At 65.0% G+C, this 22,989-nt stretch carries 24 protein-coding genes and 1 tRNA gene; 7 read left to right on the top strand and 18 right to left on the bottom strand.

What is annotated here, in order from left to right:
* Positions 1-2 precede the first annotated feature (2 nt).
* Complete coding sequence (locus tag AC6I9R_RS14760; RefSeq protein ID WP_461426325.1) at positions 3-299, bottom strand: DUF2849 domain-containing protein; 297 nt, start codon at positions 297-299, stop codon at positions 3-5.
* Positions 299-1,744: a siroheme synthase CysG gene (gene cysG / locus AC6I9R_RS14755; RefSeq protein WP_461426324.1), complete on the bottom strand. Its 1,446-nt coding sequence runs from the start codon at positions 1,742-1,744 to the stop codon at positions 299-301. The genes AC6I9R_RS14760 and cysG overlap by 1 nt, the downstream gene beginning before the upstream one ends.
* 142 nt (positions 1,745-1,886) lie before the next feature.
* Between cysG and AC6I9R_RS14750 the strand changes: the two genes are divergently transcribed.
* Positions 1,887-2,363, top strand: a complete 477-nt coding sequence (locus AC6I9R_RS14750) for an Lrp/AsnC family transcriptional regulator (protein WP_461426323.1) — start codon at positions 1,887-1,889, stop codon at positions 2,361-2,363.
* On the opposite strand, the gene AC6I9R_RS14745 is transcribed toward AC6I9R_RS14750, so the two are convergent.
* Entirely contained in the window at positions 2,320-3,552 is a 1,233-nt protein-coding gene (locus tag AC6I9R_RS14745; RefSeq protein ID WP_461426322.1) for a bifunctional alpha/beta hydrolase/OsmC family protein, read from the bottom strand. The genes AC6I9R_RS14750 and AC6I9R_RS14745 overlap by 44 nt on opposite strands.
* Before the next feature lie 172 nt (positions 3,553-3,724).
* On the opposite strand from AC6I9R_RS14745, the gene AC6I9R_RS14740 reads away from it, so the two are divergent.
* Positions 3,725-4,576: an endonuclease/exonuclease/phosphatase family protein gene (locus AC6I9R_RS14740; RefSeq protein ID WP_461426321.1), complete on the top strand. Its 852-nt coding sequence runs from the start codon at positions 3,725-3,727 to the stop codon at positions 4,574-4,576.
* Here the strand turns inward: AC6I9R_RS14740 and dddP are convergent.
* Entirely contained in the window at positions 4,573-5,904 is a 1,332-nt protein-coding gene (gene dddP / locus AC6I9R_RS14735; protein WP_461426320.1) for a dimethylsulfonioproprionate lyase DddP, read from the bottom strand. The two genes, AC6I9R_RS14740 and dddP, sit on opposite strands and share 4 nt — an antisense overlap.
* Positions 5,905-5,981: 77 nt before the next feature.
* Here dddP and AC6I9R_RS14730 point away from each other — a divergent pair, with 77 nt between their 5' ends.
* Positions 5,982-6,779, top strand: a complete 798-nt coding sequence (locus AC6I9R_RS14730) for a heme-dependent oxidative N-demethylase family protein (protein ID WP_461426319.1) — start codon at positions 5,982-5,984, stop codon at positions 6,777-6,779.
* Between the two features lie 113 nt (positions 6,780-6,892).
* On the opposite strand, the gene AC6I9R_RS14725 is transcribed toward AC6I9R_RS14730, so the two are convergent.
* The 8 genes from AC6I9R_RS14725 to AC6I9R_RS14690 form a co-directional block, all read right to left on the bottom strand.
* The gene (locus AC6I9R_RS14725) at positions 6,893-7,981 is read right to left on the bottom strand and encodes a 2'-deoxycytidine 5'-triphosphate deaminase (protein WP_461426318.1); all 1,089 of its coding nucleotides are present in this window, start codon (positions 7,979-7,981) and stop codon (positions 6,893-6,895) included.
* 73 nt (positions 7,982-8,054) lie between these two features.
* Positions 8,055-8,131, bottom strand: a tRNA-Pro gene (locus AC6I9R_RS14720).
* 57 nt (positions 8,132-8,188) lie between these two features.
* Complete coding sequence (locus AC6I9R_RS14715) at positions 8,189-8,938, bottom strand: MerR family transcriptional regulator (protein WP_461426317.1); 750 nt, start codon at positions 8,936-8,938, stop codon at positions 8,189-8,191.
* Between the two features lie 166 nt (positions 8,939-9,104).
* A complete protein-coding gene (gene ihfA, locus AC6I9R_RS14710) occupies positions 9,105-9,407 on the bottom strand; it encodes an integration host factor subunit alpha (protein ID WP_068353431.1) in 303 nt (100 codons plus the stop codon).
* A gap of 98 nt (positions 9,408-9,505) precedes the next feature.
* Positions 9,506-10,486: a beta-ketoacyl-ACP synthase III gene (locus tag AC6I9R_RS14705; RefSeq protein WP_461426316.1), complete on the bottom strand. Its 981-nt coding sequence runs from the start codon at positions 10,484-10,486 to the stop codon at positions 9,506-9,508.
* Positions 10,483-11,580: a phosphate acyltransferase PlsX gene (plsX, locus tag AC6I9R_RS14700; RefSeq protein WP_461426315.1), complete on the bottom strand. Its 1,098-nt coding sequence runs from the start codon at positions 11,578-11,580 to the stop codon at positions 10,483-10,485. Before plsX ends, AC6I9R_RS14705 begins: the two co-directional genes overlap by 4 nt.
* A gap of 31 nt (positions 11,581-11,611) precedes the next feature.
* The gene (gene rpmF / locus AC6I9R_RS14695; protein ID WP_461426314.1) at positions 11,612-11,818 is read right to left on the bottom strand and encodes a 50S ribosomal protein L32; all 207 of its coding nucleotides are present in this window, start codon (positions 11,816-11,818) and stop codon (positions 11,612-11,614) included.
* Positions 11,819-12,049: 231 nt separating this feature from the next.
* A complete protein-coding gene (locus AC6I9R_RS14690; RefSeq protein ID WP_461426313.1) occupies positions 12,050-12,604 on the bottom strand; it encodes a YceD family protein in 555 nt (184 codons plus the stop codon).
* Between the two features lie 224 nt (positions 12,605-12,828).
* Between AC6I9R_RS14690 and AC6I9R_RS14685 the strand changes: the two genes are divergently transcribed.
* The 3 genes from AC6I9R_RS14685 to AC6I9R_RS14675 all read left to right on the top strand — a co-directional run bounded on the left by AC6I9R_RS14685 (position 12,829) and on the right by AC6I9R_RS14675 (position 14,924).
* Positions 12,829-13,302, top strand: a complete 474-nt coding sequence (locus AC6I9R_RS14685; RefSeq protein ID WP_461426312.1) for an outer membrane protein assembly factor BamE — start codon at positions 12,829-12,831, stop codon at positions 13,300-13,302.
* A gap of 56 nt (positions 13,303-13,358) precedes the next feature.
* The gene (locus tag AC6I9R_RS14680; protein WP_461426311.1) at positions 13,359-14,111 is read left to right on the top strand and encodes a GNAT family N-acetyltransferase; all 753 of its coding nucleotides are present in this window, start codon (positions 13,359-13,361) and stop codon (positions 14,109-14,111) included.
* 87 nt (positions 14,112-14,198) lie between these two features.
* The gene (locus tag AC6I9R_RS14675; RefSeq protein ID WP_461426310.1) at positions 14,199-14,924 is read left to right on the top strand and encodes a hypothetical protein; all 726 of its coding nucleotides are present in this window, start codon (positions 14,199-14,201) and stop codon (positions 14,922-14,924) included.
* Between the two features lie 111 nt (positions 14,925-15,035).
* Here AC6I9R_RS14675 and AC6I9R_RS14670 read toward each other — a convergent pair whose 3' ends face one another.
* Together AC6I9R_RS14670 and tyrS are read right to left on the bottom strand one after the other, a co-directional pair.
* Positions 15,036-15,914, bottom strand: coding sequence for a GNAT family N-acetyltransferase (locus tag AC6I9R_RS14670; protein WP_461426309.1), 879 nt, complete (start codon positions 15,912-15,914; stop codon positions 15,036-15,038).
* A gap of 128 nt (positions 15,915-16,042) precedes the next feature.
* The gene (gene tyrS / locus AC6I9R_RS14665; RefSeq protein WP_461426308.1) at positions 16,043-17,296 is read right to left on the bottom strand and encodes a tyrosine--tRNA ligase; all 1,254 of its coding nucleotides are present in this window, start codon (positions 17,294-17,296) and stop codon (positions 16,043-16,045) included.
* A 118-nt stretch (positions 17,297-17,414) separates the two neighbouring features.
* Between tyrS and AC6I9R_RS14660 the strand changes: the two genes are divergently transcribed.
* On the top strand, positions 17,415-18,491 hold the full coding sequence (locus AC6I9R_RS14660) for an anhydro-N-acetylmuramic acid kinase (protein ID WP_461426307.1): 1,077 nt from the start codon (positions 17,415-17,417) through the stop codon (positions 18,489-18,491).
* A 9-nt stretch (positions 18,492-18,500) separates the two neighbouring features.
* Here AC6I9R_RS14660 and AC6I9R_RS14655 read toward each other — a convergent pair whose 3' ends face one another.
* From AC6I9R_RS14655 to AC6I9R_RS14640, 4 genes are all read right to left on the bottom strand, one after another.
* Entirely contained in the window at positions 18,501-18,920 is a 420-nt protein-coding gene (locus tag AC6I9R_RS14655; RefSeq protein WP_461426306.1) for a cupin domain-containing protein, read from the bottom strand.
* Entirely contained in the window at positions 18,917-20,608 is a 1,692-nt protein-coding gene (locus AC6I9R_RS14650) for a flotillin family protein (protein ID WP_461426305.1), read from the bottom strand. The genes AC6I9R_RS14655 and AC6I9R_RS14650 overlap by 4 nt, the downstream gene beginning before the upstream one ends.
* 43 nt (positions 20,609-20,651) lie before the next feature.
* On the bottom strand, positions 20,652-21,419 hold the full coding sequence (locus AC6I9R_RS14645; protein WP_461426304.1) for an OB-fold-containig protein: 768 nt from the start codon (positions 21,417-21,419) through the stop codon (positions 20,652-20,654).
* A 161-nt stretch (positions 21,420-21,580) separates the two neighbouring features.
* Complete coding sequence (locus tag AC6I9R_RS14640; RefSeq protein ID WP_461426303.1) at positions 21,581-22,909, bottom strand: sensor histidine kinase; 1,329 nt, start codon at positions 22,907-22,909, stop codon at positions 21,581-21,583.
* Positions 22,910-22,989 lie beyond the last annotated feature (80 nt).

The following is a 22,989-nucleotide window of genomic DNA, read 5'->3' as shown; positions in this document are numbered from 1 at the left end:
GGTTAGGCCTCCTGCTTGCCGTGGGCGTAGTTCGATGGGCCGCGCGTGCGGAACGCTTCGCGGAAGTGGACGGGTTCGGGGCCGTTCGTGCCTTTTGTGGCATCGGCCAGGTACGGCCCGACGACCTCATGGGCGAGCGCTTGGGCCTCCAGCAGACGGATTTCGGCGGTTGCGGCGTCCTCGATCAGGTCGGCCTCCGCGTGCTCGCGGGTCCAATGGCCTTGCTTGGTGAGGTAGACCACATCGCCTTCCAGAAGCGCGTTTGCGGTGACGACTTTCGGGGTGAAGGACCGGGCCATTAGGCAAATTCCTCTTGCAGGGAAGGGAGTTGAGCGGTGTCGCTCCGTGGGTGCGCAAGGCTGGCGTCACGCTTGAGGCGCGCAAAGCTGGCGTCGCGGGGCGCGAGCCCCAGCATCAGGATCACGGGCCCCTCGGGCGCGGCGTCTTGCAGATCCTGGGGCAGGGTGGCGAGGGTCGAGGCGATGACTTGCGCATCGGTGCGGGAGGCGTTTTCCACCGCTGTCACCGGCGTGTCAGCGGCCGCACCATGCATCATCAGGCGCCCTTGCAGAAAACGCGCGCCCTTGGCACCCATGTAGATCGCGGCGACCTGGCCGGGCTTGCTAAGCGTGCGCCAATCCTGCTCCGCGAAGCCCTTCACGTCGTGGCCAGTGAGGAACCGCATCGCGCCGTTGCGCCCGCGTTTGGTGAGGCTTTGGCCGATCTGGGCGCTGGCGGCATTGGCCGCCGTGATGCCCGGCACGATCGCCCAGTCAATGCCCGCCGCATCCAGCGCGTCGATCTCTTCGTCCAGGCGCCCGTAGACGCCGGGGTCGCCGGATTTCAGCCGCACTACATGGGCGCCCTGGCTAGCGTGTTCGATCATCGCAGCGGCGATGTCTTCCTGTTTGGTCGAGGGGCCGAAACCTTTCTTACCGACGTTAACCATTGTGGCCTCGCGGCGAGCAAGCTCCAGGATCTCGGGCGAGACGAGGCGGTCGTAAATCACTACATCGGCCTGGTCGAGCAGCCTGCGCGCCTTGAGCGTCAGAAGATCCGGGTCACCGGGGCCCGCGCCCACAAGGTCCACCCGCCCGGGCGTTGCGTCGCCGTGCAGATGATCCACCAGCAGATCGCCAAGCGCCAGCTCAACGCCGGTTTTCCCCTCCTTCGCAAGGGCTTCGGGGCCTTTGTTAAAGTAGTAGTCTGACCAAAAAGCGCGCCGCTTGCGCCCCATGGGCAGCGCGTTGGCCGCCGCGCGGAAACCTTGGCCGATGCGCGCCAGAAGGCCGAGGGACGCGGGCAGTTGCGCCTCCAGATCAGCCTTGATCTTGCGCGCCAGAACCGGGGCAGCACCTTCGGTGCCGATAGCAACAGTGACCGGATCGCGGTCGACGATTGCGGGGGTGATGAAGGCAGAGCCTTCCAGATTGTCCACGACGTTAACCAAGGCGCCATCGGCACGGGCCAGCGCGGCAACGCGCGCATCTTCCGCGTCGTCCTCGCTTGCCGCATAGGCCAATGAGGCGCAAAGCGCGTCACCCGGCCCAAACGCGCGCTTTACCAGGCGCAGCTTGCCGTCGGCGTCCCAGGCCACAATCTCCGGCGCGGGGTCTTCCGCGAAGACGGTCACGCGGGCCTCGGATTTCAGGATCAGGCGCAGTTTGGCCAGCGCGGCATCGCCGCCGCCTGCCAGCACAACACGACGACCGCGCAGGTCGAGGAAGATTGGAAAATGGCGCATGGGGTAGAACCTCACTGGCTGAATACTCTAACAACATAGAATATTTTCCTGCCAAACGGCAGATCCTGCTTGCTGAAAGGGACGTATGTTCTGTATCGGGGAGACGTCAGAACCCCTGTCCGTAAAACCAAAGGTCGCCCGAATGTCTGTCCAGATCGACGCCCTTGACCGGAAAATCCTCATCGCCCTGCAAGAGGATGCGAGCCGGTCCCTGGAGGAAATTGCCAAACATGTGGGGTCGTCCAAGACGCCAGTGTGGTCGCGGATTCGCAAGATGCGCGAGGCCGGCATCATCGGCCAACAGACCGTGCTGCTGGATGCGGAAGCTTTGGGGCTAGAGGCTTGTTTTTTCGTTCTTATCCGCACCTCCGAGCATGAGGCGGAATGGCAGAACAAATTCCTTAAGACGCTTAAGGAACGCGCCGAAGTGATGGAGGCGCACCGCCTGGCGGGCGACATCGATTACATCTTAAAAGTGCGCGTCGCCAACGCGCGGGCCTATGATGAATTCTACCAGGCCCTGATCTCAGAAGTGCGGATCTACAATGTCACCGCGCTTCTGAGCATGGAGGAAATCAAGTCAACGCCATTGCTGCCGTTGGCTTCAGTTCCGTCTTGATGGTGGCCCCGGCCTCCAAGGATCGGTGAACGGGGCATTTGTCGGCAATCTCCAACAGACGCGCCCGTTGGGTGTCGTCCAGCGCGCCGGTCAGCGTGATCGCCCGGGTGAATTGGTCCAGCGGCCCGATCTCGACGCCCGCGTCCTGGGCGTGGACCCGGTTGTGAGTCACGTCGACCGCCACATGCTCCAGCGGCCATTTCTTGCGCCGCGCATACATGCGGATCGTCATCGACGTGCAGGCCCCAAGGCCCGCGGCCAGGAACTGATAAGGCGTCAGCCCCCGGTCCGTGCCGCCATAACTTTCCGGCTCATCGGCGCGGACATGGTGCTTGGGACCCGCGTGGATGTCCTGCAGGAAGCCGCCCGGATCAGCCTCGGACGTGCGGGTGACGCCTTCTGGCGCGCCGATGGGCGGGGCCGGGTGCTTGAGGTCCAGGTACTTGCCCGCCCACGACGCGATCACGTCCGCCGCATAATCCGCATCGGCCGGGCGCGTGACCAGATGATCCGCGTCATCGAGGGTGACAAAGCTTTTGGGGTGCTTGGCCGCAACGAAGATTTGTGTCGCGTTTTCAACGCCTACGATGTTGTCGAGCGGGGCGTGGAGGACCAGCAAAGCCTTGCCAAGCCCGGCGATATCCGAGGCGAGTTTCTCGGCCTTCACGTCTTCCACAAACCCTTTGCCAATGCGCACGGGCCGCCCGCCAAGCTGCACTTCCCCCACGCCGTCGCGGGCGATGGTATCCAGCGCGTCGCCGAAATTGTGCACGACATGCTCGGGATCAAACGGCGCGCCGATGGTGACCACCGCCTTGGTCGACGGGATTTGCGCCGAAGCCCGCAGCACCGCCGCGCCGCCAAGCGAATGCCCGATGATCAGCGACGGCGCCATGCCGCGTTCATCCAGCGTATCGGCGGCCGCCACCAGATCGGCCACGTTGGAGGTGAACGACGTATTCTCGAACTCGCCGCCCGAATGCCCCAACCCGGTGAAGTCGAACCGCAGCACCGCAATGCCATGGGCGTTGAGCCGCGCCGCAATCCGGCGCGAGGCGGCGATATCCTTACCGCAGGTGAAGCAATGGGCCAGCAGCGCGGTCGCCAAATGCGGCCCGTCGGGCAGGTCCAGGCGCGCGGCCAGAAGGTCTCCGGCATGGCCGGGAAAGGTGAAACGTTCGGTTGGCATGGTCTTTGTCCCTTTGTTGCAGCGACCATGTGGGCGGAGGCCCGCTTGCCGCAACCCATGTGTCATTGTCCTCACGCCCCCGTGCACCCATGTGCTGGATGTGTGAACGAATGAAGGGGTTAGCGTGCGCTTTTTCAGAGGTTTGGTGCGCCTATGCGTAGCTTTGGGCGCTATGACGCTATTGGCGAGTTACCTGGGCGCCTTACACCCTTTGGGCGATTCCCTCGCCGTCTTTCGCATCTGGATCGCCGGGCTGCTTCTACCCTTCGCGCTGCTGATGGTGCTGCAGAGCCCGCGCGGGGTGGGCCTATTGGTGTCCGCGAGTGCTGCCGCCGCACTGGCCACGACGATGCCCCTGTCGTTTGGCGCGGTGCAGGCCAGCGGATTTATCCAGCCCCAGACGATTTATCAAAAGAACCTGCTTTTCGCGCTGCCGGATGCCGAAGCGATCCTGGCCGACATTGCCGAGATCGGTCCTGATCACATCACCCTGCAAGAGCTGAACGAGAACAACCGAGCGCAGGTTCTCCACGCGCTGCCACAGGACTACGCCCGGCATTATTGCCCCTTCGCCTCCGTCGGCGGCGTTGCGGTGCTTTCGCGGTTTGACGTGGTCGAGGGCAGTGCCTTCTGTATCGAGGGGCGGGGCATGGCGGGCTTCCAGGTGATCACCCCGCAAGGCCCGCTCTGGGTGATCTCGGTCCACCTGCACTGGCCCTATCCCTTCGACCAACGCCCCCAGGTGGAAGAGTTGACACCCCTGATCGCAGGGCTCGATGGCCCGGTGCTGATTGGCGGAGACTTCAACATGGTGCCCGGCACCTGGGTGATGCGTGCGTTCGAGAGGGCCAGCGGATCGCGTGTGGCCCGTCCGATCAGCGGCACGATCCGGCTCTTCGACGGCTGGTTCGCACCGCCCATCGACCATGTGCTGCTGCCGGGACAAGGCGGGCTACACTCTGTCCGTCCGCGCCTCGGGTCGGATCACATGGGGGTCGTGGGATTGTTCGAGATCGCGCCCTAGGTCTCGCCCATCAGCGCCGCATCAAACGGGTAGGTCGTCAAGTTCTCGTACCCGTCCTCGGTGATCATGACCTGATCTTCAAGCTTGATGCAGAAGTCGCCGCCTTCCTCGCCGACCAAAGCCTCCACGCAGAGCATCATGCCGGGCTCCAGCTCATAATCGAACGCACTGTCGTGGTGGTGGTCGGGGTAGCCCACGTGGGGCCATTCATCGCAGAGTCCCACGCCGTGCATCTGGCAGGAGTATTTCCGGGCCCAGTATTTATCGGCCAGCTTGTGGCCGTTGTGGACGAGATCATTGATCGAACGGCCCGGTTTCAGGCGTTCCATATTCACCATGATATGCTCGTGGGCGTGCTGCATCGCCTCGATCATGTCGGGGCGGGGTTTGTCTGGGCCGGTCCACCAGGTGCGGGAAATATCGACGCAGAGCCCGTAGCAGCCGATCAGATCGGTGTCCAAAGCTGAAATCTCATTGGGTAGAAGCGTGCGGGGCCCGCATTCCTGGAACCAGGGGTTGGTGCGCGGGCCGCTGGAAAACAGCCGCGTCTCGATCCATTCGCCGCCGCGTTTGATGTTTTCCGCATGGAGCACGGCCCAGACCTCATCCTCGGATTTGCCCGGCGCGATGGCGTCTTCCATCGCCTTCAACGACTTCTGGCAGGCATCCACGGCGCAGCGCATGGCGAGGATCTCGTCGGCGCATTTGATCTTGCGCGCGTGCTCGGTGACGAGTTCCCCGTCGCTCACTTCCAGCCCCCGCGCCTCCAACGCGCGGGCGCCGTGGAGCATGATCTTGTCGACCGCAAGGCGCGTGTTGTCGCCCGCGTGGTCGCGCAGCAACTCGGCCACTTCGCCCGAGAAGGTCTCGGCCACTTCCTCGCCGCGGTCCCCGGTGGAGAAGTAGAACATCGACGCGCCGGAGCGGACCTCGCGCACCAGCGGATTGTGATCGGCCAGGAACGGCGCGTTCTTGTATTCCCAGAGCACCATGTGGCCGTCGGCGCAGACGAGGCAGGCGCGGAACGGGTTGTGGGTGTTCCACAGCTGCATGTTGGTGGCGTCGGTGGCGTAGCGGATGTTGAGCGGGTCGGTCATCAACACGCCCGCGAGGTCGCGTTCGTGCAATTGCGCCACCAGCCGCGACAGGCGATACGCGCGCATGTTCTGCAGGTTGGGCAGGGTCAGGCCCGCCGCCTCCCACTCCGCGTAGGCCAGCGCCGTCGGCCCAATCTCGATCCGGTCATTGTCGTTCAGCGTACCGTCGGGCAGCATGACGCCTTTCGTAGGGTCGATCTTGCGGACATCGCGGCGATAGGCTTGGTTCATGGTCACTCTCCCTTAAGCAGAGCGTTGCGCGCCCAAATCGCCTTCGCCTGTCAGATCGCGGCGTGAAAGGGTCGGAAATGGACGATTTTGGACGCTATGTTCTACAAGATCACCTGCCCACGGCCCCGTGGATGGCCGAGGCGACACGGCGATTGCCGGGGGTGCAGCCGCTTGGGTCTAGGGCGGAGTGGCTGGCGCGCGATGAGGCGTTCGCAGGGCAAATGGCGCTGCGCGACCGGTTGGTGGCGACGCGGCGGGGCGATGTGATTGCCGCTTGCCCGGGGGCGGAGGCGGCGGTGGCGGAGTTATACGACGCGGTGCTGCGTGCTGTGGCGGAGCAGGGGGGATACCGGTTTGAGGCGGCGGCCTCTACGCGCCCGGACGGCGTGCGGGTGCCGCTGGATGAGGGGGACAAACTGGGGACGTTGGCGCGGCTGGTGCAGCAGGATCTCTGCGTGATGGAGAAGCCAGACGGCGCGGCGGAGCATGTGTTGACGGCCGCCGTGTTGTGCTTCCCGGCCTCCTGGACCCTGGCCGAGAAGATCGGGCGGCCACTTGGCGCGATCCACACGCCGGTGGCGCGCTACGACGGCGACATGGCGCGGCGCGTGCAGCGCCTGTTCGACAACCTGCGCCCCGATACGCCGCTCTGGCGGCAAAACGCGATGCTTTACGTGGACCCGGCGCTGTTTCACCCCCGGACCGAGGATGACCCGAGGGATGACCACGGGGGCGGCCAGTATCTGCGATCAGAAAAGCAGGTGTTGTTGCGGCTGGAGAACACGCGGGCGGTGGTGTTCTCGATCCACAATTACATCGTCCGGGTGCAGGATTTGACCGCCGCACAGCGGGCGGGTCTTGGTGATCTGACGTAACGGCGCGGCTGCGCCGCATTCCTTTTGTTTAAGAAAAGGGGGGGGCGTTGCCCCCCGGCGCCGCTTTGGCGGCACATCCCCCCAGGATATTTATAGAACGGGGAAGTTGGGGGTCAGTCGCGGAAGTGTTTGGAGAGTTTCAGGCCCTGGCCCTGGTAGTTGGACGCGATGTCGGCGCCGTAGAGTTGGGAGGGGGCTTCGGCCATCGTCTCATAGACCAGGCGGCCTACGGTTTGGCCGTGTTCCAGTACGAAAGGTGCCTCGTGGCAGCGGACTTCGAGGACGCCGCGGGCGGGCACGCCGTGGCCGAAGCCCGGGTCGAAGAAGCCCGCGTAATGGACGCGGAACTCGCCGACCATGGCCAGGTAGGGGGCCATTTCGGCGGCGCAATCCGGCGGGATCGTGACGGCTTCGCGGCTGACAAGGATGTAGAAGGCGCCGGGGTCGAGGATGATCTGGCCGTTGTCGCTGTGGATCTGTTCCCAGAAGTCGGACGTCTTATGGGCGCCGATCTGGGTGAGGTCGATGACGCCGGTATGCGGCTTGGCGCGGTAGCCGACCAGCGTGGTGCCCTTGGGGGATAGGTCGACGGAGAAGCCCAGGCCGTCGTCGATAAGCGGTTTTTGGTCGACGAGGGGGGTGGCGGCGTGGCGGGCTTTGAGGGCGTCGTCGCTTAGGACGGCCTGCCCGCGCCGAAAGCGGATCTGATTCAGGCGCAGGCCCGGCTCGATCTTGACCGAGAACGAGCGGGGGCAGATTTCGGCGTAGAGGGGGCCTTGGTAGCCCGCCGGGATCCGGTCAAACTCCGCGCCGCCGTCGGCGATTACGCGGGTCAGGCAATCGACGCGACCGGTGGAGGATTTGGCGTTGCACACGGCGGTGATATCAGAGGGGAGCGCCAGGCCCTCCATCAGAGGCACCACGTAGACGCAGCCTTTTTCCAGCACCGCGCCCGGCGAAAGATCCATCTCGTGCATGGTGAATTCGGGCAGACGCTCGGCCACGGTGCGGCCTGCGCCTGTCAGGAACGACGCGCGGACGCGGTAGGCGCGGGTGCCCAAGCGCAGATCAAGGCTGGCGGGTTGGATCTGGCCCTCGGGCACGGCAGGCGTCGCGGTGATCGCGCCGCTCTCGATCATCGCAGAGATCGCGTGATCGGGCAGGACGCCTTGTGCGGCGGTGGGGGGCAGGGAATCATTCATCGTGCTACCGCTGATACACGGGCCGCGCCGGTTCAACAATTCCAAGAGGTGGCTAGGTGGTAGAGCGAAGAAATGGTCGGGCTAGCAGGACTCGAACCTGCGACCTTCCGTCCCCCAGACGGACGCGCTACCAGGCTGCGCCATAGCCCGACTGACGGCCCTTCTAAGGATTTCTGAGGCCTGCGCAAGGGGCTGTTCGCTTTGCGCTCATTCGATCTTTGCGGGCGCGCCCATGCGGTCGCGAAGTTGTTTGAGCGCTGCAATCTGTGGCCCCAGCGCGGCGCGTTGGGGGGCGGGAAGCTGCGCCAAGGCCGCCAGCGCGCCGAGGGCGCCTTCGGCGGGATCGGCGGAGGGCAGGGGCGGTGTTGGCGCGGGGGCCGGTGCTTGGGTAAGTGCTGCGATAGGCTCTGATGCGGCGACTTCGGGCTCTGGTTCTGGCTCCGGCGCTTCGGTAGGCGGGATCTCCTTCGGGGTGGGGTCAGGTTCTGGTTCCGGGAGCGTTTCCATCGCGGGTTCTGGGGGTGCTGTCTCTTCCACTTCAGGGGGCGTGGGGTCTGCGGGCTCCGCTGTTTCGGCCTCAACCTCCGCCGGTTCCTCCGGCTCCCGGGTCTCGGCGGCGGCATCCTCGGCCCAGGCGTCCGTGGCCTCCATCTCGACCACATCACCGCCGCCGATCAACTCGTCAATGGGCGGAGAAAGCGACGTCACGGCCTCCACCCCTTCGTCTGCGATCATCTTCTGCACGCCCCGGATCGTCAGGCCTCGATCATGGAGCAACACCTTGATACCGCCCACCAATTTCATGTCGGCGGGGCGGTAGTACCGCCGCCCGCCAGCGCGTTTGACGGGCTTGATCTGGTTGAATTTCGATTCCCAGAACCGCAGGACATGCGCGGCCACATCCAGCCAGTCAGCGACCTCACGGATCGTGCGAAAGGCTTGCGCGGATTTGGGCATGGGTCATGTCCTCTGCTCAGGTGCTTTCGGGCCTGCCGCGCGTCGCGCTGCGTGAGGCCACATGCACCGATTATTTCAGGCCCCAACCTGGTCATGGCCGCCCTCTTGCGGGGCGGCTCATGTCGTTTTCTGCGTCGCCTTAGCTGCGGTTGACCGCCGCACGGCCTTAGCTGCGGTTGCCTGCGGCAACACGATCTTTCATCAGGTGCGAAGGCCGGAACGTCAGCACGCGGCGCGGGCTGATCGGCACTTCTTCGCCGGTCTTGGGGTTGCGGCCCACGCGCGCTGTCTTGGAGCGGACCGAAAACGTCCCGAAGGACGAAATCTTCACCTGCTCGCCGTCCACGAGCGCGTCCGACATCATTTCCAACACCCGCTCCACCAATTGCGAGCTCTCATTCCGCGACAGGCCCACTTCGCGGAACACCGCTTCGCTCAGGTCCATACGCGTCAAAGTCTTAGCCGACATATATTTCGTCCCCCATATTTATGGGTCAGGATGAATTATGCGGTTTCTTTAGTCAATCCAGTGCGTTGCGTGGCGACGTTTGACTGGCACTTGAACGCCTACCAGCGCATCACCACCGCACCCCAGGCAAGGCCGCCGCCGATGGCCTCGGTCACCAGCAGATCGCCGGACTTGATGCGCCCGTCGCCCACGCCCACGGACATTGCCAGCGGGATCGAGGCGGCAGAGGTGTTGCCGTGATCCTGGACCGTGACGATCACCTTATCCATCGGCAGGCCGAACTTTTTCACCGTGCCGGTGATGATGCGAATGTTGGCCTGATGGGGCACGACCCAATCCACATCCGCCACGCCGACGCCCGCTTTCGCCAACGCCGTATCGGCGGTTTTGGTAAGTTTTTCAACGGCATGGCGGAAGACCTCCTTGCCCTGCATCTTCAGCACGCCGGTTGTCCCGGTGCTCGACACGCCGCCGTCCACATAAAGCAGATCGCGGTGGGTGCCGTCGGAATGCAGGTCAGTGGACAGGATGCCGTGATCCGCGCTGGTGCCGGCCCCTTCGCGCGCCTCCAGGATCAGCGCGCCCGCGCCGTCGCCGAACAAGACGCAGGTCGTCCGGTCCGTCCAATCCATGATCCGGCTGAAGGTTTCGGCCCCGATCACCAGCACGCGGGCCGCCTGGCCCGACACGATCAGCGCGTTGGCATTGGATAGCGCATAAACGAATCCCGCGCAGACCGCTTGCACGTCAAAGGCGAATCCCCCCAGCATGCCGAGGCCCGCCTGAACCATCGTGGCGACCGAAGGAAACGTCAGATCGGGCGTCGATGTCGCGACGATCACCGCGTCGATGTCCGACGCTTCCAGCCCGGCATGGGCTAGCGCGTTATTCGCAGCATCAACCGCCATCTGGCTCGTCGTCTCGCCCTCGGCGGCGAAGTGGCGCCGCTCAATGCCCGAGCGGGCGCGGATCCATTCGTCCGAGGTCTCCAGGCCCTCCATCGCCTCAAACTCGGCGTTGGGGACAACGCGCTTGGGCAGGTAGTGGCCGATGCCGACGGGAACCGCTCGGATTGTCATTCAGAGGATCCCTCTTTTTGTATGGCAAGGCTTGCCGCCGCCTCGGATTGCGCGATCCGCGCGGCCAGGCGCTTGTGGAAGCCCGTAGCCGACAGCTGCGCGGCCAGTTTGATCGCCGCCGCGACCCCCGTGGAATCCGCCGAGCCGTGGGATTTCACCACCGTGCCGTTCAGGCCCAGAAACACGCCGCCGTTCACCCGGCGCGGGTCGATGCGTTTGATCAGGCGGCGCAAGGAGGTATAGGCCAACAGCGCCGCGATACGCGAAAACGGGGTTTTCTTGAACGCCTCGCTCAACAACTCGCGGATCAGCCGCGCGGTGCCTTCGCCGGTTTTCAACGCGACATTGCCGGTGAACCCGTCGGTCACGATGACGTCGACGCGGTCCGACGGCAGGTCGCCGCCCTCCACGAAGCCCACGAATTCAAAATCAGCGGCAGGGGCGGCGCGGGCGATCAACTCGGACGCGACCTTCAGCTCCGCCTTGCCCTTATGCTCTTCGGTGCCTACGTTCAGCAGGCCGATGCGCGGGCGCGGCAGGTCCAACCCGTTGCGCGCATAACTGGCACCCATCAGCGCATATTGCAGCAAATCCTCGGCATCGGCACGGATATCCGCGCCCACATCCAGCATCACATTGAAGCCCGAGGGGTTGCGCGACGGCCACAGGCAGGCAATCGCCGGGCGGTTCACGCCCTCCAGCTTGCGCAGGCGGATCATCGAAATCGCCATCAGCGCGCCGGTGTTGCCGCAGGACACGGCGACCGAGGCCTCGCCCGCGCGCACCGCCTCGATCGTCGACCACATGGAGGTATCTTTGCCATTGCGCATGACGTGGGACGGCTTGGCGTCCATCGTCACCACACCGGTGGCGTGGCGGATCTCGCAAATCTCGGGCAGGCCGCGCTTTTTGGCAATCAACGGCTCAAGCTCGGCCTTGTTGCCATGCACGATAAACCGCAGGTTCGGGTTCTTGGCGGCGGCTTTGGACAGGCCGGACACAACGGATGTCGGGCCCAGATCGCCCCCCATCGCGTCGATGGACAAGACGGTGTCACCCACCGCATCTTCCGTCAACGCTGCTCCGTCGCTCATGTATTCCGGCCCGCCTTAGGTCAGGCGGCCGTTATGCCGCGTCTTCGTCGAGATCGACTTCGTCGGCCTGTGCGATCACTTCACGCTCGTTGTAGTAGCCGCACGAGGGGCAAACGTGGTGCGGGCGCTTCAGCTCGCCGCAGGACGGGCACTCGTTGGGGTTTGCCGCAACCAGCGCATCGTGCGAGCGGCGTTGACCACGGCGGGACCGCGTAATTTTACTCTTGGGGACAGCCATGTCTCAACCTCGGGTTATGTCCGCGCGGCCCGGATTGGGCGTTGCGTCACGTATCAAAAATCGTCTCACATTGCCCTGCATCCAGTGCCTTTTCAGTCTTGCGCGGCGTTTCGCGGCAAGGCCCAGGCGACATCAATACCGGGGTGCGAATGAGGCCGGGAACATACTCCGATTCCGCAGCCATGCAAGCCCTATTCCCTGCGGCCCTCGGGGGCAATGGGTGAGCGGGCTTTAGGCGTCATTTTCAGGGTCATTCTGACCGCCGCTCAACTTATCGCGCAACGCCCCAAGCCCGGCAAGCGGCTTGGCATCTTCATCGGTCATCGGTTTCACGCCGGGGGCGGCGAACACGGCCTCTCCCAACTCGACCCCCTCGGCGCGGGGGTAATCGGGCAGGGCCAGGGCAAGGGCCTCGGTCACGACGTCCATCAGGTCAAGCGCCTGGGGCAGGGGCTCCATCGTGTCATCTTCGGGGATCTCGAAATCCTCGACCGTGGGCTCGGGCATGTCGGCCAGGTAACTGCGCGCGACATCGACGTCGACGCGTGTCGTCACCGGCTCCAGGGTCACCACACATTCCTGCACCGCCGTCGCACCCAGGCGCGCGTCCAACTGCCAGTCGTATTTGCCGACCGCGCTCAGACGCCCGGTGAAGCGCAGTTTCTTCAGCCCGCGCAGCGCCAGCGCGTCGGCAATGGTCTTGCGCGCCTCGGCATCCGGTTCCAGGACGAACTCGGTGTCTTTGGCACGGCCCAAACGCGCCAGGGGAAAAACATGAGGGGTCATCGGGCCTCCACCTTCGGTAACACGGGCATAAATCTGGGGCACCATGACAGATCGTGAGGGCGCTTTGCTTGCCCCAAGCGCGCCCCTGCGTTAAGCCGATATTCAGCTTCGTGTGCGTTCGCAAGTCGTGTACGGTGCTGCCGCTTGGATCGCCATGGGCTTTCTGGGCAAAAAGAGAGCCTCAAACGGGGCCACCAGAGCATGTTCAGGCAGGACCATTCGTGATGCGTCAGTCTTTCTTCTCCGTGATCCGCCACGCCTTGGGGCGTGTTGGACTTGGCTTGACCCTCGCGGTCGGTTTGACCGCCTGCGCGGCGACCTACACCAACCACGGCTATGTGCCACCGCCCGAATTGCTGTCGGAAATCGGCATCGGGTCCTCGCGCGAACAAGTGGCCGAGATTGCCGGCGCGCCGGGCACCGGCGGCGTGATGCGGGACGAGGCGTGGTTCTACACCCAGTACCGTGTGCGCAATTTCACCTACAACGCTCCGGAAGTGATCGAGCGTGACATCGTCGCGATCTCGTTCAGCACGGCGGGCCGGGTGACGAATATCGAGCGGTTCGGCCTGGAGGACGGCCAATTCGTGCAGCTGTCGCGCCGCGTCACCGAAAGCTCGGTGCGTGATCTTGGGTTCTTCCGGTCGATCCTGTCGAACTTTGGCCAGATCAACCTGGGCGATGCGGGCGGTTCCTGATCCATCTTGTAGCCCCGCGCCCCTGCGTCCATCTATAGGAGTCCCAGGTTAACGGGATGGATGCCGTGAGTGAGCCGATGTTGAGCCTGCGCAAGGGCCGTTATCTGGCCCGGATCGCCACAAGCGACGCGGATCGAGTGGCCGCGCAGCGCCTGCGGGCCCTGGCATTTCGCGCCTCCGTCGGCATTGATGACGATCCCCATGATGCCGCCTGCACCCATGTTCTGGTCGAGGATGAACACGATGGCACCCTTGTGTGCTGTTGCCGCCTGCTGCCCCTGGGCAGCGGTGCCCAGATCGCCGAAAGCTACTCTGCCCAGTTCTATGACCTCCGCGCGCTGCTGGATTTCAGCGGCCCGATGCTGGAGATGGGCCGTTTTTGCATTCACCCCGCCCGCACCGATGCCGACATTCTGCGCGTCGCCTGGGGCGCGCTAACGGGCTATGTCGATGCCCACGGCGTCGAAATGCTGTTTGGATGCGCCTCGTTTCCCGGCACGGACACGCGCCTTTACCACGATGCCTTCGCGCTTTTGCGGGACCGCCATCTGGCGCCCGAGCACTGGCGCCCGCGGATCAAGGCGCCCTCGGTCTTCCGCTACGCCGCCGAGCTGCGCCAACCGCCGGACCTCAAGGCCGCCCAAGCCTCCATGCCCTCGCTTTTGCGCACCTATCTGTTGATGGGCGGGTGGGTGAGCGATCACGCGGTGATCGACGACCAGATGGGCACGCTGCATGTCTTCACCGGGCTGGAGATCCGCGCCGTCCCGCCCACCCGCGCGCGGCTGCTGCGCAGCGTCGCGGGGTAGGGCACGCAGGGTCGGGATTTCCGTATTGGGCAGGGCAGGCGCGCTGCCTTATATGCAAAGGAACCCCGCGTTCTCAGGAGCATCCCCATGTCCGATACCTCCAACCCCGTTGCCGAACTGTTAAGCAAGCACGCCGCGCCGGATCTGGTGGGCGGAACGCTGCTGCCCTCGGCCAGTGCCCGTCCCATCGTGGCGCGCTACGGCGTTGGCAATCCGGGCTCGGGGCGGATAACCGGGGCCATGGTGCCGCTGATCATCGGGGCGGGTCTTGTCCTGGTGTCGCTGATCGTGGGCGTGAATGTTTTGCGTGCGGGTGAAGTGAACCTGAACTCCGGCATGGGGATTGGCCTGCCGTTGTTCATCGCCGCCTTCATTGCGGGCCCGGCGCTTCTGCGGGCCAAAAGCGGCACCTTGCAATGGCGACGGGCGGCGCGGATCCACGGCGACCGGGTCGAGGTCACCGATACGGCAGGCGATCAAACCACGACCTGGACCGCGCCGATCACGGAATATACCGACGTGCATCAAAGCTTCTATTGGGTGTCATCGCGGGACGGCGACGGCGGCGGCGCCGAGATAGAGGTCGTCTTGTTGCGCCATCCCGATCCCGCCAAGACGATCTACGTCAGTGGCACCCCCAAGCAAAACATGGGCGGGATGAGCTTCTTGGACATGGTCCAAGCGGGCCGTGAAGGCCGCAAGGACGATGTGATGGCCGTCGTGGGCGACACGCGCAATCCGCAGGTGGAGGCTTTCATCGAGGTCCTGACCGCCGAGACCGGCCTGCGTCTAGTGCAAGACTTCGGAAGCTGAGGACCCCACGCGCCGGGCAAGGAATGCAGCGGCATTCCGACCTCGAAGACACGTCAGCCGACGCCCCACCACGCCCCGCGCCCCGGCCTCCTTGTCCGGCCCGAATACCTGTCACGCCGCCCCGACCGCGTGCCGTCGGGCCTTCCGCCGGGTCCATGTCGTGTCGATCCAGGTCCCGCCGAGGGTCCGCAGATCGGCCCCCGTGCCGCGTTTGAAATGCGCCAATCCGGGGGCCAGGCTCTTGTCAGCGGCCCCCAGGTCGATCCTTTCGGTCCCCATGGCCTGCAATTCCAACATCGCGCGCCACATGCACGCGGGGCCTGCCGATAGCTTGCGCCCCTCCGGCGTGCTCCACCCGATCTGATAGGTGGCCTCCTTGCCGTGGCGCAGGAACAGCATCGCCGCCACCCGGCGGCCCAGATGGTAAGCGGTAAAGACCTGCACGGCGCCGGGTTTGCACGCCGCCATCGCGGCGATCATCTCGGGCGGGAGGGGTTGATACCACTTGCGGATCGATTGCAGCGCCTCGGCCTTGAACAACCAGTATCGTTTGTCCGGCGGCATCGGGCGGCGGCGGATCACCAGGCCCTGGGATTGGCCGTGGCGCAGCCTGTTGCGCCACTTCTGCGACAATCGCGCGGCCATCACATCGGCGGACGGATCAAGCGGAAGCTCGGCCAAGACGCGCGGCGCAAAGATCCGGTGAAATCCCGCCGCCGCCAGAGCCCGCGCGTCTTCATCGGTTTCGGCATTCACAACCAGATGGCTTGCCCCAAGGTGATGGCGCAGCTCTGCCGCCTCATCCTGGGAGACTTTCAACTCGGCCCGCGACAGCAATGCCATATCGCCCACGACGCGTAACTTGCGCCGCAGCACTAGCGCCCGCCGCGCCCCAAGGTCCACCATCGCCGCATCACTGCCCAAAAGACGGGTCGCCGAGAGCCACAGGGCCGTTTGCTGCAACGGCAGTGGACCTGCCGCATGGGCCATGGGGAGGCGCGGAGGGCGGGGCCGGGAACACTCTGGCGTGATATCGAACATAAAGAGAACATGACGCTGATTCTCTGAATCAAACGTTAACCGGCCCTCAGGTCGTCAAATCCCCGCCTCAAAGGCCCTCAGCCCTGCAGCACCACCAGCGCATGGCGCTTTTTACCGGCGCTCAGCTTGATCGGATCCCCCAGATCGCCGCCCCGGATCATCAAACCCGCGTCGCTTACCGGAGCATCATTCAGGCGCGCGCCGCCCTCCGCGATCAGCCGCTTGGCGTCCTTGCCGGACTTTGCGAGGCCAGATCGGGTGATCAGCTGCACAATGGAAATCCCATCGCCCAGATCCTCTGCGCTCAAGGTCAGCGTCGGCAGATCATCGCCCGTGCCGCCCTTCTCGAAGACCTCGCGCGCGGTGGCTTCTGCCGCTGCCGCAGCCTCGGCCCCGTGGCACAGCGTCGTGACCTCGCGGGCCAGGATGATCTTGGCAGAGTTGATCTCGGACCCTTCCAAAGCGCCCAGTCGGTCACATTCTTCCACGTCCAATTCGGTGAACAATTTCAGGAACTTGGCCACATCCGCGTCGTCCACGTTGCGCCACCATTGCCAGAACTCATAGGACGACATCCGGTCCTCGTTCAGCCAGACGGCACCGTCTGCAGACTTGCCCATCTTCTTGCCGTCCGCGCGCGTCACCAGCGGCGTGGTCAGGCCAAACGCCTCGCCCGCATCCACGCGCCGGATCAGGTCCGCGCCCGAGACGATGTTACCCCATTGGTCCGAGCCGCCCATCTGCAACACGCAGCCGTGGCGGCGGTAGAGCTCCAGGTAATCGTAGGCCTGCAGCAGCATGTAGTTGAACTCGATGAAGCTGAGCGCCTGCTCGCGGTCCAGCCTGGATTTCACGCTGTCGAACGCGAGCAAGCGGTTGATCGTGAAGTGTTTTCCGATATCGCGCAGGAAGTCGATATAGCCCAGTTTATCCAGCCATTCGGCGTTGTTGACCAGCGGGCTGTCCGTCGCGCCCTCGCCGTAAGAGATGTAGTTGGCAAACACCGTGCGGATGCCGTCCGCGTTGGCGTTGATCTGCTCGACCGAGATGATTTTGCGCATCTCGTCCTTGCCGCTGGGATCACCCACCTTGGTCGTCCCGCCGCCCATCAGCGTGATGGGGCGGTTGCCGGTTTTTTGCAGCCAACGCAGCAGCATGATCTGCACGAGGTTGCCGATGTGCAGGCTGGTGGCGGTCAGGTCAAACCCGATGTAGCCCGTGATCGGCCCGTCCAGAAGCCGCTCATCAAGGCCTTGCAGATCCGTGCAGTCGGCAAGAAACCCGCGCTCGACAATGATACGGAGGAAGTCGGATTTGGGCTGGTAGGTCATGGGATGTCCGCGCAATTGTAGGCCCCAACAAGAAGGAGGCTCGGAGGGTCTAGCGGGAATGGCGGATAAGGAAAAGAGGCCCAGAGGGGATCAGGGCGCAGTTTGGGCAGCGGGTGCGATGTCGGGCACGTCGTTTGACGGTGTCGACGTGGCCCTGGTGCGCACCGATGGCGTGGAGATCGCGGATTTCGGCGAGGCGCGCACGCTCGCCTATGCCGAGGCTGATCGCGACGTCCTGCGTACCGCCCTGGGCGCCTGGCCCGGCGAGGCGCGGGCCGAGGCCGCCGCGCGTGTCGTTGAGGCCGCCCATATCGCCGCCATGGTGGACCTGACGCCGGTGGATGTCCTGGGCTTCCACGGCCAGACGCTTGCCCATGACCCCGACGGCGGGCGCACCCACCAGGCTGGCGATGGCGCGACCCTCGCCACGGCACTGGACGTTGAAGTGATCTGGGATTTTCGCAGCAATGACATCGGGATGGGCGGGCAGGGCGCGCCCCTGACGCCGTTCTTCCATTGGGCCTGCGCGCGTTGGATCGGGGCGTCGGGTCCGGTCGCCTTCCTCAATCTCGGCGGCGTCGGCAACATCACCTGGGTCGATCCCGCAATCACCAGCCCCGACCTGCCCGGCGCGTGCATCGCCTTTGACACCGGGCCCGCCAATGCCCCCATCGATGATCTGATGACCACCCGGACCCTCGGCGCCTATGACGCCGACGGCACCCTCGCGGCCAGGGGTGAGATCGACCTGACGATCCTAGAAACCGCCCTGCAAGGCCCGTTCTTCGACCTTCCCCCGCCCAAATCGCTCGACCGTGACGCCTTCTCCGGCCTGCTGGCCGCCGTCGCGGGCCTGCCCGACGCAGAAGCCGCCGCGACCCTCACGGCTGTCGCCGCAGGCGCCGTGGCGCGGGGCTTGCCCAGTCTGCCGTCCCGGCCCGAGAAGATCCTCGTGGCGGGCGGGGGCCGCAGGAATGCGACCCTCATGGCGATGCTCGAAGACGCCACGGGCTGTGCGATTGCACCGGTCGAAGACGTGGGGCTCAACGGCGACGCGCTGGAGGCGCAGGCCTTCGCCTACCTCGCCGTGCGCGTGGCCCGCGGCTTGCCGACCTCTGCGCCGGGCACCACAGGCGTGGCCGCGCCCGTGGGCGGCGGGCGGCGGTCGCGTCCGGGGATCAGCGCGATCCTGTGACCCAGCGGGTCAGGCGCGGGGAATGTCGAAGCCCTCAGGCGCCAGGGTGAACCCCTCGAACTGAAAGCCGGGCGAGACGGTGCAGCTGACCAGCGTGTAATCCCCGGTCGTCCGGGCCGCCTGCCAATGGCCCTCGGGCACGATCAGCTGCGGCGCGCCCTGCGCCAGATCCGGGGTCAGCAGATGATCCACCGCTGGGCCCGCGTCGCCTTCGGCCATCGACAAGACCAGCGGCGCGCCCGCGTGAAAAAGCCAGATCTCCGTTGCATCGACCCTGTGCCAATGGCTTGCCTCGCCATCTTTCAGCAGGAAGTAGATGCAGGTGCCAACAGGCCGCCCCGCGTTCTCGGCGACCCAGGTCTGACGGTAATGGCCCCCCTCCGGGTGGGGGGCCAGTCCGAGCGTTTCAATGATCTCGTCTGCGGTCATTCCGCCGCGCCATTTGCGGGCGGCGGCGCAATCGCTTCAGGCGCCTGCGGCCCCTTCGCTTTCGGCCGTCCGTTCATCGCACTGTCGGCCAGACCTTCGACACCGTTTTCCAGGCTCAGGCCCAACTCATCGCCCAACTTGCGCAGCGCGGGCATCTGCACCGCCATGCCCATGATCGAATCGAGCGCCTGGTTGACCACCGGCTTGTCGCCGTCGCCTGCGCCAGCACCGCCGCCGCCAGCACCTTGGCCACCGCCAAGTCCGCCCACCTGATGGATCTTGATCGAATCGATCTTTTCCACCGGCTTGACCATCTGCTCCATGATGCCGGGCAGCGCATCGATCCGCGCCATGTCGACCTTCATGCCGACGATCTGCTCGGACAGCGCGTTCTCGGCCTCGGTGATGGCGCGGGTGCCTTCCGCTTCGGCCAGCATGTCCTTCTTCTTGGCGTCCGCCCGGATGGAAATCGCGTCGGCCTCGGCCTGGGCTTCCTCGCGCCGCGCATCGGCGCGGTCTTGGGCGGCGTCTTTCTCGGCAGCGGCAGCGAGGCGGATCTTCGTGGCCTCGCGCTCGGCTTCCCGCGCGGCTTCAATCAGCGCAATCTGCTTCACACGCTCGGCTTCTGCCACCTCGCGGGCCGTGGCCACGGCCTCGGTCGCCTTGGTCGCTTCGGCCCGGGCCAGGTCCGCCGACGCCCGCGCGCGGCTTTCTTCCTCGGACTTCTGCTGAATGATGATCTGGCGTTCCTGCTCCGCCACCTCCAGCTCGCGTTCCTTGGTGATCTCGGCGTCGCGAATGTTGCGCTCGCGCGCAATCTCGGCCGAGCGCACCTGCTCTTCCCGGGCAATCCGCGCCCGCTCACTCTCGCGCATCGAATCTTCGCGCCGCAGCGCAATCTCGGCCTCCTGCGCGGCCTTCATCGTCTCGATCTCCTGGACCTGCGCAATCGCCGCCTGCTCTTCGTCCTGCTGAATGGTCAGCTTCTGGCGCTCCGCCTCCATCGCGGCCCGGCGCACGGCCACGTCGGCCTCCGCGTCGATCTCGGCGCGTTCCTTTTTGGATTTGGCAATCACCTCGGCCAGCTTCCGCATGCCCACCGCGTTAAACGCGTTGTTCTCATCAAGGCTCTCAAACGGCGTCTGGTCCAGCGCGGTCAGCGAGACCGACTCCAGCGACAGGCCGTTCTTCAACAGGTCCTCGGAAATCGCGTTCTGCACCTGCTGCACGAAGTCCGAGCGGTTCTCATGCAGATCATCCATCGTCATTTTTGCGGCCACCGCGCGCAGGCCGTCAATCAGCTTGCCCTCGATCATCTCGCGCAGCTGATCCACGTAGAACGTCCGGTCGCCCAACGTCTGGGCGGCCCGTGCGATGCCCTCCTCGTTCGGCATCACGCTGACGTAGAATTCCACACCCACATCCACGCGCATCCGGTCCTGGGTGATCAACGCGCCTTCGCCGGTGCGGCGCACTTCCAGGCGCAGGGTCTTCATGTTGACAGGGCTGACCTCATGCAGCAGCGGGATCACCAGCGTACCGCCATCCATGATCACCTTCTTGCCGCCCGCGCCGGTCTTCACCAACGACAGCTCGCGCGTTGTGCGTTTGTAGAGCCGTCCAATGATCAGGCCCGCAAAGACCAGAAAGCCAACGACGGCCACGACGATAATAAGAATGAATTCCATGTCAGATACCTTTCAAAAAGGGCGCATAGGCGAAGGAGCAGCCTTAAAGCGCGATCAAACGAAACCCGCCCGTGGGGCGGTGGCGCAGAACCAGAACCTCTGCGCCTTGGGGGATGGTGTCTTCGTCCTTGAGGGGCTCGGCCCTCAGGTAGTGGGTGTTGCCGTAACGGTCCGTGACGCGCACCTCGGCCGGGATCCCGCGCGCGGCGGTGCCCTGGGTGACGGTGCCCTTGCGACGGCCCAGTTGCCGTTTCGAGACGCTCTGGCTCTCGGTCCGGGGGATCAGCCGCGCGAAAAGCGCGCCGAACCGGCCCGTGAACCAGAACGCGGCCAATGCACTCGGGACCGCTGCGAGAAGGGCCGGTAAAGGCCCGCCGAGGAGCGCGGTGGCGCTGCCCTGGATCGCAACACCGGCGACGCCGAAGGCCATGAACAGACAGGCGAGCCAGATCAGCGTGGGCATCATACCGATCCCCAGCCAGCTGAGCGGCGAGGTGCCGGGGGCGGCGGCCACCTCGGGCGCAAGCTCAACCTCACTGGCATCGATGCCCAGGCCCTCGACATCTATGGCCTCGACGTCAAAGCCATCCAGATCGACCGCCTCCAGCGCGACATCCAGCTCAAACTCCAACTCTCCGTCCAGGCCCGCTTCCAGGCCGCTATCCAGCTCGGGTCCCTCGACCTCGGCACTGTCCCCCATCAGCGACCCGCCCAACAACAGTACCACCAGCTCCAGGGCCAAAAGGCCGAACAGCAGGGCAAGGGACAGGGTAAAGGGCACGAATGGCCCTGACAGGAGTGTGTCGAGCATCGGTTGCGGTCTCAATTGTATACGGGTGTATACATCATGTAGGGCTTCACGGGGTCGTTACAAGGGGAGGGTGGCCGCAAGAGGGCCCCTCGTCGTCCCAGAATTGCGCCAAACGGGCCCCTTGGCAACGGCGTGATTCCCGTAGTTGTGCGCCCTGGGTCTCAGGCGCCCGGGCCGTCGCCGTCCGGCTCCTCGCACATCGGCAGATGCAACGCGACGGTCGTGCCATCGGGGGAGGTCCGTATCCGCATCGCGCCGCCCGATTGCTCGGCAAATCCCATCGCCATCGGCAACCCCAGGCCCGAGCCCTTCCCGACCGGCTTGGTGGTGAAAAACGGCTCAACGGCGCGGCTTTCCACCTCTTCCGACATGCCAGGGCCGTCATCGGCCACGCTGAAACACAGGTGCGCATTGCGCGTCGTGGCAGCCGGTCTGTTCCCCGCCTCATTGGCGGGCCCCTGCACCACATCCACCGCGACCGTGATCGCCCCGCGCCCGTCCATCGCATCATTGGCGTTCAGGATCAGGTTCAAAAGCGCCGAATGCAGCCCGTTGGCATCGGCCAGCACATAGGTCGGCGTCTCGGTCATCCGATGGTTCAACTCGATGCTGACGGGCAGCAGCCGCCGCGCCAGGGTACACAGCTCATCCACCACCTTGTTGGCGTCATGGGCGCGGGCCTCCAGCGGCGCGCGGCGCGCAAACGCCAGAAGCTGGGCCACCAGCGCCGTCGCCCGGCTGCCCGCCACCCGCGCCTCATCGACGAGCGCATCGCGCTCCGGCCCCTCCGGCACCTCGTGGTAGAGCTCCAGATTGCCTTGCAGCACCGTCAATATGTTGTTGAAATCATGGGCAATCCCGCCCGAAAGGCGCCCAATCGCCTCCATCTTCTGGGCCTCAAGACTGCGCTGAGCCGCCTGCCGGAACTCTGCCCGCGCGGCCCGGGTTTGGCGCACCGACATCGAGTAATAAATCGCGAAAACCCCGCAAAGAAACACCATCAGAGCTTGCGGAAACCACGACGTGGCGAGCGGCATGAAGGCCACGGCGGCGACGCCCGCCAAGACCCAGGCGACCACGATGTCCAAATGCCCCAACAGGCCCGGCGGGGCCGGGCGGTAGAGCGTGAAGATCGTGTAGGCGATCAACGCCATCGCGGCGCAGAACACCATTACCGCATCGCCCGTCAGCATCGTGTAGATCGGCAACGACAGATAGGTGCACAGGCTGACCAGGAAGATCGCGTAATTGGCCAGAAGCGACCGCGCCTTGCCCCCCTGCCGGGGCCGCAACAACACGTAGTTCGCCGCGACCGCCACGAAATAGCACAGGATCCACAGCGGTCCCAGCAGCGATCCATTGTAGATCCACAGCGCCGTGCCCCCGGCAGCAATCCCGAAGCAGCGGATCACGAACTCCTGACGGTCGCCAAACTCCGTCTCCCACAACTGATCGAAGTGCGAGTCGGGCGATCGAAAGTCTGAAATCATGTCCTGTGGGCTTGCTGAAGCCATCGGTCGTAGCTGCCTTTGGGTATGTTTTCGCCACCATACCCAAAGCCAGGAACCCC

The organism is Gymnodinialimonas sp., assembly GCF_059726805.1.
Note: the sequence above shows the minus strand (reverse complement) of the source record. Positions and strands in the feature narration are given on the sequence as shown.

Coding starts and splice junctions, on each gene's coding strand:
- AC6I9R_RS14740 (WP_461426321.1), top strand. CDS start 3,725: ATGACGCTATTGGCGAGTTACCTGGGCGCCTTACACCCTTTGGGCGAT.
- AC6I9R_RS14655 (WP_461426306.1), bottom strand. CDS start 18,920: ATGACCGCAGACGAGATCATTGAAACGCTCGGACTGGCCCCCCACCCG.
- AC6I9R_RS14690 (WP_461426313.1), bottom strand. CDS start 12,604: ATGACCCCTCATGTTTTTCCCCTGGCGCGTTTGGGCCGTGCCAAAGAC.
- AC6I9R_RS14760 (WP_461426325.1), bottom strand. CDS start 299: ATGGCCCGGTCCTTCACCCCGAAAGTCGTCACCGCAAACGCGCTTCTG.
- AC6I9R_RS14645 (WP_461426304.1), bottom strand. CDS start 21,419: ATGCTCGACACACTCCTGTCAGGGCCATTCGTGCCCTTTACCCTGTCC.
- AC6I9R_RS14650 (WP_461426305.1), bottom strand. CDS start 20,608: ATGGAATTCATTCTTATTATCGTCGTGGCCGTCGTTGGCTTTCTGGTC.
- ihfA (WP_068353431.1), bottom strand. CDS start 9,407: ATGTCGGCTAAGACTTTGACGCGTATGGACCTGAGCGAAGCGGTGTTC.
- cysG (WP_461426324.1), bottom strand. CDS start 1,744: ATGCGCCATTTTCCAATCTTCCTCGACCTGCGCGGTCGTCGTGTTGTG.
- AC6I9R_RS14685 (WP_461426312.1), top strand. CDS start 12,829: ATGCGTCAGTCTTTCTTCTCCGTGATCCGCCACGCCTTGGGGCGTGTT.
- dddP (WP_461426320.1), bottom strand. CDS start 5,904: ATGAACCAAGCCTATCGCCGCGATGTCCGCAAGATCGACCCTACGAAA.
- AC6I9R_RS14670 (WP_461426309.1), bottom strand. CDS start 15,914: ATGGCCCATGCGGCAGGTCCACTGCCGTTGCAGCAAACGGCCCTGTGG.
- AC6I9R_RS14660 (WP_461426307.1), top strand. CDS start 17,415: ATGTCGGGCACGTCGTTTGACGGTGTCGACGTGGCCCTGGTGCGCACC.
- AC6I9R_RS14705 (WP_461426316.1), bottom strand. CDS start 10,486: ATGACAATCCGAGCGGTTCCCGTCGGCATCGGCCACTACCTGCCCAAG.
- AC6I9R_RS14675 (WP_461426310.1), top strand. CDS start 14,199: ATGTCCGATACCTCCAACCCCGTTGCCGAACTGTTAAGCAAGCACGCC.
- AC6I9R_RS14745 (WP_461426322.1), bottom strand. CDS start 3,552: ATGCCAACCGAACGTTTCACCTTTCCCGGCCATGCCGGAGACCTTCTG.
- rpmF (WP_461426314.1), bottom strand. CDS start 11,818: ATGGCTGTCCCCAAGAGTAAAATTACGCGGTCCCGCCGTGGTCAACGC.
- AC6I9R_RS14640 (WP_461426303.1), bottom strand. CDS start 22,909: ATGATTTCAGACTTTCGATCGCCCGACTCGCACTTCGATCAGTTGTGG.
- tyrS (WP_461426308.1), bottom strand. CDS start 17,296: ATGACCTACCAGCCCAAATCCGACTTCCTCCGTATCATTGTCGAGCGC.
- AC6I9R_RS14750 (WP_461426323.1), top strand. CDS start 1,887: ATGTCTGTCCAGATCGACGCCCTTGACCGGAAAATCCTCATCGCCCTG.
- plsX (WP_461426315.1), bottom strand. CDS start 11,580: ATGAGCGACGGAGCAGCGTTGACGGAAGATGCGGTGGGTGACACCGTC.
- AC6I9R_RS14715 (WP_461426317.1), bottom strand. CDS start 8,938: ATGCCCAAATCCGCGCAAGCCTTTCGCACGATCCGTGAGGTCGCTGAC.
- AC6I9R_RS14725 (WP_461426318.1), bottom strand. CDS start 7,981: ATGAATGATTCCCTGCCCCCCACCGCCGCACAAGGCGTCCTGCCCGAT.
- AC6I9R_RS14730 (WP_461426319.1), top strand. CDS start 5,982: ATGGACGATTTTGGACGCTATGTTCTACAAGATCACCTGCCCACGGCC.
- AC6I9R_RS14680 (WP_461426311.1), top strand. CDS start 13,359: ATGGATGCCGTGAGTGAGCCGATGTTGAGCCTGCGCAAGGGCCGTTAT.